The sequence below is a fragment of the Acidithiobacillus albertensis genome, from assembly GCF_001931655.1.
In the GTDB taxonomy this organism is placed as follows: Bacteria; Pseudomonadota; Gammaproteobacteria; order Acidithiobacillales; family Acidithiobacillaceae; genus Acidithiobacillus; species Acidithiobacillus thiooxidans.
Genome location: NZ_MOAD01000001.1, coordinates 1,901,266 through 1,911,758 on the forward strand (window position 1 = coordinate 1,901,266; position 10,493 = coordinate 1,911,758).

The 10,493-nt window shown below is 53.4% G+C and carries 10 protein-coding genes and 1 tRNA gene; 2 read left to right on the forward strand and 9 right to left on the reverse strand.

All coding sequences use genetic code 11. From position 1 onward, the window contains the following. Positions 1–162 precede the first annotated feature (162 nt). Both BLW97_RS09890 and BLW97_RS09895 read left to right on the forward strand, forming a co-directional pair. Complete coding sequence (locus BLW97_RS09890) at positions 163–795, forward strand: carbohydrate porin (RefSeq protein WP_075323042.1); 633 nt, start codon at positions 163–165, stop codon at positions 793–795. A gap of 381 nt (positions 796–1,176) precedes the next feature. After that, the gene (locus tag BLW97_RS09895; protein ID WP_075323043.1) at positions 1,177–1,359 is read left to right on the forward strand and encodes a hypothetical protein; all 183 of its coding nucleotides are present in this window, start codon (positions 1,177–1,179) and stop codon (positions 1,357–1,359) included. A gap of 553 nt (positions 1,360–1,912) precedes the next feature. On the opposite strand, the gene BLW97_RS09900 is transcribed toward BLW97_RS09895, so the two are convergent. From BLW97_RS09900 to BLW97_RS09940, 9 genes are all read right to left on the reverse strand, one after another. Beyond that, entirely contained in the window at positions 1,913–2,764 is an 852-nt protein-coding gene (locus BLW97_RS09900) for a site-specific integrase (protein WP_242947788.1), read from the reverse strand. A gap of 260 nt (positions 2,765–3,024) precedes the next feature. Further along, a tRNA-Ser gene (locus BLW97_RS09905) sits at positions 3,025–3,113 on the reverse strand. Positions 3,114–3,204: 91 nt separating this feature from the next. Beyond that, positions 3,205–4,155, reverse strand: a complete 951-nt coding sequence (gene secF / locus BLW97_RS09910) for a protein translocase subunit SecF (RefSeq protein ID WP_075323045.1) — start codon at positions 4,153–4,155, stop codon at positions 3,205–3,207. A 9-nt stretch (positions 4,156–4,164) separates the two neighbouring features. Further along, positions 4,165–5,949 (reverse strand): protein translocase subunit SecD, encoded by a 1,785-nt coding sequence (gene secD / locus BLW97_RS09915; protein WP_075323046.1) that lies wholly within the window; start codon positions 5,947–5,949, stop codon positions 4,165–4,167. 9 nt (positions 5,950–5,958) lie between these two features. Next, positions 5,959–6,294, reverse strand: a complete 336-nt coding sequence (gene yajC, locus BLW97_RS09920) for a preprotein translocase subunit YajC (protein WP_010642072.1) — start codon at positions 6,292–6,294, stop codon at positions 5,959–5,961. A 41-nt stretch (positions 6,295–6,335) separates the two neighbouring features. Next, a complete protein-coding gene (tgt, locus tag BLW97_RS09925) occupies positions 6,336–7,451 on the reverse strand; it encodes a tRNA guanosine(34) transglycosylase Tgt (protein WP_075323645.1) in 1,116 nt (371 codons plus the stop codon). Further along, complete coding sequence (queA, locus tag BLW97_RS09930; protein WP_075323047.1) at positions 7,451–8,494, reverse strand: tRNA preQ1(34) S-adenosylmethionine ribosyltransferase-isomerase QueA; 1,044 nt, start codon at positions 8,492–8,494, stop codon at positions 7,451–7,453. Before queA ends, tgt begins: the two co-directional genes overlap by 1 nt. 12 nt (positions 8,495–8,506) lie before the next feature. Then, the gene (locus BLW97_RS09935) at positions 8,507–9,832 is read right to left on the reverse strand and encodes a hemolysin family protein (protein ID WP_075323048.1); all 1,326 of its coding nucleotides are present in this window, start codon (positions 9,830–9,832) and stop codon (positions 8,507–8,509) included. Between the two features lie 41 nt (positions 9,833–9,873). After that, positions 9,874–10,467 (reverse strand): CBS domain-containing protein, encoded by a 594-nt coding sequence (locus BLW97_RS09940; protein ID WP_024894242.1) that lies wholly within the window; start codon positions 10,465–10,467, stop codon positions 9,874–9,876. Between the last annotated feature and the right edge of the window lie 26 nt (positions 10,468–10,493).

The following is a 10,493-nucleotide window of genomic DNA, read 5'->3' on the forward strand; positions in this document are numbered from 1 at the left end:
GCTTCCGGTCGCGCTGTTACCAGTCGGGGTAAGCGTAACCCACGCGGAGTGCGCCGAAAAATGAGTTCATATCCAATCAGGGATAGAGGCGATCCATTAAGGGTTCCCTGTAACCCGTGCGCCGTGATCGTTACTAACTAAACATTATTGAGTTTAGGGGCCATGGTCTCGGCTACGTGGGGGAATACGACCATTCTTACTGGCGCATTCGGCGCTGACGGGGTGCATCCCTTTAGGACCCCCTGGGGTGGTGACGGCGTTATTTATTATGGTGAAGTGAATCAGCGCATCTCGATAGGTTCGGGTAACGCTACCTTCAAAGCGGGCGGATATTACAACCATGTTGATAGTACGTATCTGGCAAGAGATATTGGCATTGGGCCTTCTACTAGCCAGGGTGGTTTTTTTGGCGCTGCAGAGTATCGCTGGCGAGTAGATCACATTCACTGGGGGGCTTTTTTGCAAGGTAGTGGGGCGCCGAATTCTGCAAAAACGTCCCCGGTACACGCCTATTTGGCGGCCGGGTTGCGCCTACGTCATTTCATTCTGAACTCGCCTGCTTCAACTTTCAGTCTGGGCGTAGATCGCGCGTGGCAACGGTTCCCCGGAGGAAGTGAAGGCGGTGCAGAAACCGCTGTGGAGATCAATTTTCGGCAGCCGATCTTTAAAGATTTCTACCTCCAGCCGGACCTTCAGTATATTTTTAATCCAGGTGCAAATGGGCTGGGACAGACTCTTCCCAACGCCTTTGTTGCCATCATCCGACTGAGCTGGAAATACCACTTGCAGGGTTAGTTAAAACCGACTGTTTTTGAGAGACTTCGGATGAAGGTGATTGCTGTACAGTAAATCAAACGATTGCATGCAATTCTCGAAAAACATTCTCAAAAGACTGCTAAAGTTTGCATCCATAGTGACGAGTTTCGAGAGCATGCTGGTCAGTCCGCTGGACGACCGCTTCCGCTGCTTATGTGTCATTGGTGTAGCGCAAACACAAGTGATGTCAGTAGGTGCCAGGATGATACTTTATTGTCCACCATCACAGGGTTGGCAAAGGCGGTAGGGCTACTCAGGATGATACTTCGTGAAACGTGGAAATTGTTCAAAACGTAGAATCAATGGGATGCGGCTGATCCAGGATGATACTCTATTGACCGTTAACAACTGCTCGGGGGGTTGCTGGAAATAGCAAAGACCTGGAAAGATGGACCGGAATCCCCCCGTTTTCAGGAATGGAAACAATCCGGCGATGCCCTACTCGCCAGGCGCGAAGCGGAGCGTAAATTGACCGCCAAAAAAACAGGAGAAACCGAAACGCCGGTATCGGAACCCGCAGCGATTCAAACCACTCAACCATAACCAAGAAAGAAAACAGGAGATCATGCCATGGCAAAACAATGGGAAACTACAGGCAGAAACACCATCTACTCTCTCAGGTGGCAACCACTGAAGTCCCTGCCCGAAAGGACCCCTGCTGAATAGTCCGGGTGGGTGTTTTGCGACACATTTGGCCCACTGTAGCGTGGGTTTTTTTCGCAAATAGGGAAAGCCATTGATGCCATTACTGTGACAGAGTAACGCTCGCCACAATTTTTAGTGACTAGTCGCCAAATTACGCTTGTCTGGGTGCGCCTGGGTATTATTTGGGCAAAACGTTCAAATTTACAGCACACATTCCACTACAATGATTTTTATTTGCTGGTTTTTTAGGCTACTTAATAGCGTTGAGAGCACGCAGAGAAAAAACATTTGTATCAGGTATACCTCTACCAAGATTTAATTGGTGAATGATTGCTGGTAGATACCAAGTGGCAGGATTAGTAGGAAGCCTTGGTACCGCCTACACCTAGGAATCCATATTGAAAGTTCCACTTCAACATGGAGTATTAGTGGCGGCCATGGTATTTACTGATCATCCCAGCCGTTTTACCAGATCTTCAGCCTTAAGGTGAGTGTACCTTTTGAGCATTTGCAAGGTCTTGTGACCAGTAATGGCAGATACTTCCATAGTGTTGAAGCCTTTCTCAAATAGGCGACTGGTGGCTTCGTGACGCAAGTCATGAAAGTGCAGATCCTTTATCTCAGCCTTTTTCCTAGCCTCCGAAAATGCATACTTGACGCCTTCCTGTCCATATTCCCAGACTTGACCATTTAATTGACGAGGCAAGTTAGCCAGCAACTGGAAGGCGGCATTCGAGAGCGGTACCACGCGTTTCGTACCGTTTTTAGTCAGCCTCAATGTCACAGTGCGTCCATGCAGATCAACGTCATCCCAGGTCATGCCCAGGATTTCCCCCTGACGCATGGCTGTTTCGATCGCAAAGGTAACAATAGCCGCTATTTCTGGATTTATGGCGCGGCAGGTTGCCACTAATCGAACTTCTTCGTCTCCAACCAACCGCCGATCGCGACCTTGAGGCAGTTTTGGCTTACGGACTAACCCAACCGGGTTATCCAAGGCTTCCATGCCCCAATCGGTCCGGGCCACTTTGAACAAATGAGATAGCAGAGCAAGGTGTAGCCGAATCGTGTTTGGCCCTTTTCCTTCCGCTTCCATATCTTTCATGGCTTGGGCAACGTCTTTGCCCATTACAGACGACATGTACAGATGAGCGATAGGGCGTGCTTTCCATTGCCGAACGTAATCCACTTCCCTTCGCCCGCCCTTTTTTGTTGGCACTATCTCTGCGAGATAGCGATCAAGACACTCAGCAAGTGTTGTACCCTCAGATTCTGATCGATCGCGCCAGGCTCCTCGTGTCATTTCCGACTCAATTACTAGAGCCCAGGCTTCTGCATCCTTACGTGTCCTGAAGGTCCGGTATTGAGGCGGGTAGCCGCGCTTTCGGACAGACGCTTTCCATCCAATGTGCTCCCCTTCCCTGTCGTAACTTGGTGTAATCGACGCCATTGCCACCCCCTCAAAGCCAATTCAAACTGACTTCAGTGTGCTGCAATTACGCTGCATATTCAACCCAGCAAAGAAAATGTGCCAGGAAAAATAACCTAACCCTTTGTATATATTGGCGGAGAGGGTGGGATTCGAACCCACGTAACATTTCTGTTCATCCGATTTCGAGTCGGCGCCGTTATGGCCACTTCGGTACCTCTCCGTGGAGGCATACATTAAGCTTTCGTGCAGTCTTCGGCAAGTCTTTGTATATCCTGTTTCAGCCGCTGCTTGCCAAGAGGTCCGGCCTGAACTTACAAACGTGCTCCATCATTGCGATCTTTGGAGCTGATGAACTGGCGTTTGAGAACATGCTCGCGCTTCAGTCCCAGCCATAAGGCAATAGGACTGGCAACAAAAATGGAGGAATAGGTACCGACCACAACGCCAATCACCAGGGCGGTAGCAAAACCATGAATCACCGGTCCCCCGAACAGAAACAGGGAGAGGGCCACCATGAAGGTGATAAAACTGGTGATGACTGTTCTCGACAGGGTTTCATTAATGGCCACGTTAAAAACCTGCGCGACATCGCCACTTCGGGAGGCGCGCAGATCTTCACGCATCCGGTCAAACACCACCACGGTATCATTGAGCGAGTAACCCATGATCACCAACAAAGCCGCAATAACTGTCAGCGAGAACTCTTCCTGAGTGATGGCAAAAAATCCTACTACCAGAATAGGGTCATGGAGCATGGCCAATACGCCACCCACAGCAAAACGCCATTCAAAACGAAATCCGACATAAATCAAAATACCCAGGGTGACAATAATCAGGGCCATGATGCCCTTATTGCGCAATTCCTTGCCGACTTCCGGGCCCACGTATTCGGTGCGACGTAATTGCACGTCAGGATAAGCCGTCTGATTTTTCTGGAATACCTGAAGAATTTTGGTACCGACGGCGCTGCTTTCGCCCAGCTGTGTACGCAGACGAATCAACAGATCACGATCGCCACCAAAGGTTTGCACCACCACATTATGAAAACCGGCAGTGGTCAGGGTACCGCGCACTGCGCCTAAATCCGGGGTTTTGCTGAAGGCCAGCTCCACCAAAGTACCGCCCGTAAAATCAATGCTGTAGTTTAGCCCACGCACGAAAAATACGGCTACTGAGGCAACAATCAACAAGGCGGATATTCCGAGGAATATCCGGCGCCTCGACATGAAATCCACATGGGTACGGGCTTTGAACAATTCCATGATGCGGCCTCAGATATACAGTTTTTGAATGCGCCGCTTACCGAGGACGCGTTCGATAATACCGCGACTCATCATGGTCGCAGTAAACATGGAGGTAATGACCCCGATAGTCAGCACCAGGGCAAATCCCTTGATGGCACCGGTACCAAACTGGAAGAGCACCAGCGCGGCGATCAACACCGTAATATTGGAGTCCACAATGGTGGCAAAGGCTTTTTTGAACCCGGCATCAATGGCGGCACGGACACTCATGCCATGGCGCAGTTCTTCGCGGATCCGTTCAAATACCAGCACGTTCGCATCGACGGCAAGACCGATTTTCAGAACAATACCCGCAATACCCGGCAGGGTCAGGGTGCCGCCCATCAGGGAAAGCACGGCCAGAATGGCGAGAATATTGACCAGAATGGCCAGATCGGCAATCAGACCAAAAGCCCGATAGTAAATGGTCATGAAGGCCACCACGAAAATCATGCCGAATACCACCGCCATGACGCCATCATGAATGGAATCCTGCCCCAGGGTAGGACCGACCGTGCGTTCCTCGGAAATGTGAACCGGCGCAGGTAAGGCACCTGCGCGCAGTTCAATGGCGGCATTGCTGGCCGCTTTGAGATTGGCAAATCCGGTGATCTGGGCTCTGCCGCCAGTAATGGCTTCACGAATCACCGGTGCCGTAACCACCTTGTTATCGAGCAGAATGGCCATGCGCTTGCCGACATTTTTGCTGGTCAGATCACCAAAAATCCGGGTACCGGCATTATTGAAACTGACGTTGATAATGGATTCGCCGTTATTGTTATCCACGCCGGCACTGGCATTACTGAGATAACGACCCGTCAGCACCGTATCGGTATACAGCACATAGGGTGAATTATGCAGACCATAATACAGGGCGGTTCCCGGCGGGAGTTGGCCCTTGAGGGCATCTGCCATGTTGGCCTGATCATCCACCATCTTGAATTCCAGCTGGGCCGTAGAACCAATGATCGATTTGGCACGCTGGGTATCCTGAACACCGGGAAGCTGCACGGCAATATGCTCAACGCCCTGGCGCTGAATCACCGGCTCAGATACGCCCAGTTCGTCAATACGGTTACGAATTACCACAATGGCCTGCTGTAAGGCGTCGTCTTTCATTTTCTTGGCGGCATCGGGCGTGATGGTGACGTCGATTATGCCCTTGGGTTGTACGGTGACGGCATAATCGGGGTATTGCCGGGCAATCACTTTTTGCGCTTCCACAGCCAAAGCCGGACTGGCCATTTCGATGGCCAGAGCATCCGGTCCCGTAGTATTCACAGCCAGATATTGCAGATCTTTATGGCGCAGAAAAGTGCGCAGACTGCCACTATCCTGTTCCAGAGCGTGCTTGATGACTGCATCGGTATCCACGCGCAAGAGCAAATATACGCCGCCGCGCAAATCCAGCCCGAGGTTTACGGGCTTGCCCCCTACGGATTTCAGCCAGTCGGGCTCGGCGGACATTTGCGACAGAATCACCTGGGCGTTGGCCGGAAGCTTATTCTGCAACAAAGTTTCGGCCAGCCCCTGGGCATTGTCGTTGGGAAAAAAGAATGTGCTGCCCTGGGCATCACTACGGACGCTGCTCACCGGAATTTTGGCATCCTGGAGCCAGCCTTGCAGGGTCGTTACGGGCGGAATGATCGTTCCGATCGGGGCGCGGACTTCCACGGCAGCATGCCAACCGTAAAAATTGGGCAGTGCATAAAGCAGCGCAGGTATGACAACCAGGAGAATGATCAGGTACTTCCACCACGGATAACGGGTCATGAACAGGCCTTAAAGTTTTTTCAGAGTCCCTTTGGGAAGCAACAGGGTGACCGCCGCCTTCTGGACTTTTACGGTAACCCCTTCAGCGACTTCAATGTGCAAGTATTCGTCGCCCAGTTGCATGACGCGCCCGGCGAGGCCGCCGACGGTAACCACTTCATCCCCCTTGGAGATGGAAGCCATGAGTTGGCGTTGTTCCTTGGATTTTCTCATCTGCGGACGAATCATCATAAAATAGATAATTGCCCCGAAGACCAGAATATAGACAATCATGATCAGTCCAGAGTCTGAACCACCACCGGCTGCAGTTCCGGCATAGGCATTGGCAATCGGTGAAAAACTCATGATTCACTCCTGATCAGGTTTGCGGGCGCCCATTGTAGCCTTTAGGCGTCAATGAGGGAACTCGCGGTACGACGTTGATAAAATTCCTTTCGGAAGGCCTCCAGACGGCCCTGGACAATAGCCTCGCGCAGCCCCGCCATGAGCTCCTGATAGTAATGGAGGTTATGTTGGGTATTCAGGCGCGCCCCCAATATTTCATGGCTACGCTGCAGATGCCGCAAATAAGCCCGGCTGTAATTGCGGCAGGTATAGCAGCTGCATTCCGGATCAGGAGGAAGTGGATCTTTTTCGTAACTGGCGTTACGGAGCTTGAGAATGCCGTTGCGCGTAAACAACCAGCCATTGCGGGCATTCCGGGTCGGCATGACGCAATCAAACATATCTACGCCCCGGTACACCCCCTCTACCAGATCTTCCGGCGCGCCCACACCCATCAGGTAGCGGGGTCGGTCGCCGGGCATCTGCGGCATGAGATTTTCCAGCACCTCCATCATCTCGGCCTTGCTTTCACCCACCGAAAGTCCACCCACGGCCAAGCCCGGAAAATCCAGTTTCTGCAAACCTTCCAGAGAACGCTGACGTAAATCACCATACATTCCACCCTGGACAATGCCAAACAACTGACCAGGACCCTGATAAGCCCGACGCGAACGTGCCGCCCAGCGCAGGGAGAGTTCCATGCTGACCCGTGCTTCCTCGTAGGTCGCCGGATGCGGCGTGCATTCATCAAAAACCATAGCGATATCCGAACCCAGCACGGCCTGAATCTGCATGGACTCTTCCGGTCCCAGAAAAACCTTGTGACCATCCGTAGGCGCACGAAATTCCACACCGGCTTCACGGAGTTTGCGCAGGGCCCCGAGACTGAACACCTGAAAGCCGCCAGAATCGGTCAGGATGGGGCGGTCCCAGTGCATCATTTTATGCAGGCCGCCGAGGGCCGTGATGACTTCCAGCCCCGGACGCAGAAAAAGATGAAAGGTGTTACCGAGAATGATGTCCGCACCGATGGCTTTCAGTTCTTCCGGGGCCATGGCCTTGACGGTGCCATAGGTCCCTACCGGCATGAATGCCGGCGTTTGAATATCTCCCCGGGGCAAGTGGACAATACCGCGCCGGGCTGCACCATCCTTGGCCAGACATTCAAAAATACCCATCAGGGCAAGCACCGCGAAAGCGCTGCAGGGGTAATGAACATGGCATCTCCATAACTGAAAAAACGATAGCGGGCGGCAACCGCATGCTGATAGGCGGCGAGCATACATTCAGTACCGGCAAAAGCACAAACCAGCATCAGCAGCGTGGACTCGGGCAAGTGGAAATTGGTCAGCAGTGCATCAATCACCTGAAATTTTTTGCCGGGATACAAAAACAGGCGGGTTTCACCCACGTAAGGACGCAAGGTGCCGTCCTGTCCGGCGGTTTCCAGGGCCCGGCAGGCTGTTGTCCCTACCGCAATCACCCGTCCGCCCCGGGCTTTGGTAGCTGTGATGGCTGCCACGGTGTCCGGGGAAACAATCAGGGTTTCGGCATGCATCTGATGTTCTTGAACCTGCTCGCTGCGGACCGGCAAAAAAGTCCCCGCCCCCACATGCAGGGTCACAAAACGGCGCTCCACGCCTCGGGCATCCAACGCCTCCAGTAAGCCCTGATCAAAATGCAGTCCGGCCGTTGGTGCGGCGACTGCCCCCGGTTTATCGGCATAGACTGTCTGGTAACGTTCCTGATCACGGGCTTCGGGAGCACGGTGAATGTAGGGGGGCAACGGCATGCTGCCCTCAGATTCCAGCACCGCCAACCAGGAGGCCTGGTGAAGGCGCAGGCGGACATCCATCCCGTCTTTTTCCAGCACCTCCGCACGATCGCCCTGCGCCAGTTGTAACATCATGCCGGGTCGCAAGGCTTTGGAAGATTTGGCCAGAAACCAGCCTTGATCCTCCCCCAGCAGGCGATCCAGCAACAACTCGACGGCGCCACCGGTTTCCTTGTGGGCATGCAGCCGCGCCGGTAGCACCCGGGTATCGTTGAGAATCAGCAAGTCACCCGGATTGAGACATTCGGGCAACGCACGAATCCAGCTATCCTGCCATTGACCGGAATCACCATCAATCACCAGCATCCGCGAGGCGCTGCGCTCTGCCAGTGGCTCCTGGGCAATGAGTTCCGGGGGCAAATCGTAGGTAAAATCACTTTTCAGCATCTTGTCTCTTTTTCAGGAAAACCAGTCCGACTCATCATTATCAGGATGCGGGATGACTTGCACCTGGGTAATACGCGGGCCTTTTTTGCGCAATACCAGAACATCAAAATCGGGAAACGCTACTCTTTCGCCTTCTTCCGGAACCCTGTCCAGTTGGCGCATGACCAGCCCACCGATAGTATCTGCTGCATCTTCGTCAATATCCCGATCCAGACAACGCTCCAGGGAATAGAGGGACAGGCTTCCTGAACCCACCCAGCTACCATCCAGGCGTCGCTGCCACTCCTTGCGCTGATGGCGGAATTCGTCGGGGATGACGCCGAGGAGGCTTTCCAGAACATGATCCAGCGTCACAAAACCGGTGATTGTGCCAAGGTCATCCACCACCAGCGCAAAATGCGGATGACCGGAACGAAAATGGCTCAGCAGGTCCATGGCGGGCATGGCTTTATTGACCGAAGGCAAGGGACGTAAAAGACTTTTGAGATCGCCCAGATTATCATGGCGCGCCATCTGCGCAAAAGCGTCTTTCACATGCAGCAGACCAATCACATGCTGGCGGTCGCCCTCGCAAACCGGGTAACGGGTAAAACGATGGCGCAACATCATTGCCCGGGTTTCTTCGGAACTCTCTTCGCGCATCAGGCAGATCATGTCTGCTGCGGGACGCATCAAATCACCGGCTGTCAATTCATTGAAGTCCAGGGTGCGGTCGAGAATATCACCGGTGCGCTGACCCAGGGTTCCCTGAGCCTGGCTGAGGGCAAGAATCATCGCCAGTTCATCCCGGGAATGCGGCGCATCACCGGCATGCTGATCCAGACGCAGGGCGAACAGGCGCAGCACCATGCGTGTTGCCCCATTGAGAACAAAAATGGCGGGATACATCAGCCAATAGAAGGCGTAGAGCGGAGCGCCCGTCCACAGGGAAACGGCTTCGACTTTACGAATGGCCAGGGATTTAGGTACCAACTCGCCAATCACAATAACCACGAATGAAACCAGTGCAAATCCCACTGCCAGGGCGATGGAATGGAGCAGAGCCGGGTCCCGAACCCCGAAAAACCGGAACACCGGCTCCAGTAGATGCGCCATCGCGGGCTCACCAATCCAGCCAATGCCCAGGGAGGCAAAGGTAATGCCCAGTTGCGTGGCCGAAAGATAAGCATCCAGACGCGCATGCATCCGCACCAGAATGCGCCCACGCAGCCCGTGTTCCTGGGCCAGAGTACGCGCATGGGTGCTGCGCAGGCGGACCAGGGCAAATTCGGCCGCCACAAAGAATCCATTGAGAAAAATCAGGAGGGCTGCCAGTAGCAGCCCGTTTGCTTCAGTCACCGGGGCAGACCCCCACCTGCAGCACTTTGCTCGGAATGTGTTTAGTCATCACTGGCGATGAGTTGCTCCAAACCCGCAAAACTTTGCACCACATCATTACTTTGCAGGGTTACACCCAGCTGCCGGGCAATCTGGCTGATGGAAAAAATTCCACGTATTTCAAATCCATGCGTGGTTTCCTCACGCACCAGGGCATGCTGACGACCCGCCTTGCGCAAGGTGAGGACAATATCCCCTACAGTGGAGCGTTCTACCTCGGGAAAATCCAGCACATCAATTTGTCCAAGGGGCACCATGATATTCTGGACCTTGATGTCATCACGGGCGATATGGTCTTCTGCAGCCAGCCGAACCGGCTTTTCCCCCATGATATCCCGGGCCGTAATCAAGCCGACCAGGGTCCCCAAATCATCCAGAACAAATAACAGGCGCACGCCCACATGAATCATGCGCTGCATGGCCTGATCAATAGTGGACTCCGGCTTGGTGGATGCAGCCGGGACGCGGCGCAGATCCGTCATACTATTCAGTGCGGAGTCTTCCGGCTTGAGACTCAGGGGCAAACCATTATCAAACAGACAAATGCGGGTATCCGGCTGGAGGCCGTAACGTTGTAAGGCACGGAATCTTGTCATCTCTTTTTCTCCGTCAGTTCAATGAT

Bases quoted from the DNA above. Each gene is read 5' to 3' on its own strand.
- BLW97_RS09940 (WP_024894242.1), bottom strand. From the start codon at position 10,467: ATGACAAGATTCCGTGCCTTACAACGTTACGGCCTCCAGCCGGATACC.
- secD (WP_075323046.1), bottom strand. From the start codon at position 5,949: ATGACCCGTTATCCGTGGTGGAAGTACCTGATCATTCTCCTGGTTGTC.
- secF (WP_075323045.1), bottom strand. From the start codon at position 4,155: ATGGAATTGTTCAAAGCCCGTACCCATGTGGATTTCATGTCGAGGCGC.
- BLW97_RS09900 (WP_242947788.1), bottom strand. From the start codon at position 2,764: ATGACACGAGGAGCCTGGCGCGATCGATCAGAATCTGAGGGTACAACA.
- BLW97_RS09890 (WP_075323042.1), top strand. From the start codon at position 163: ATGGTCTCGGCTACGTGGGGGAATACGACCATTCTTACTGGCGCATTC.
- yajC (WP_010642072.1), bottom strand. From the start codon at position 6,294: ATGAGTTTTTCACCGATTGCCAATGCCTATGCCGGAACTGCAGCCGGT.
- queA (WP_075323047.1), bottom strand. From the start codon at position 8,494: ATGCTGAAAAGTGATTTTACCTACGATTTGCCCCCGGAACTCATTGCC.
- tgt (WP_075323645.1), bottom strand. From the start codon at position 7,451: ATGGGTATTTTTGAATGTCTGGCCAAGGATGGTGCAGCCCGGCGCGGT.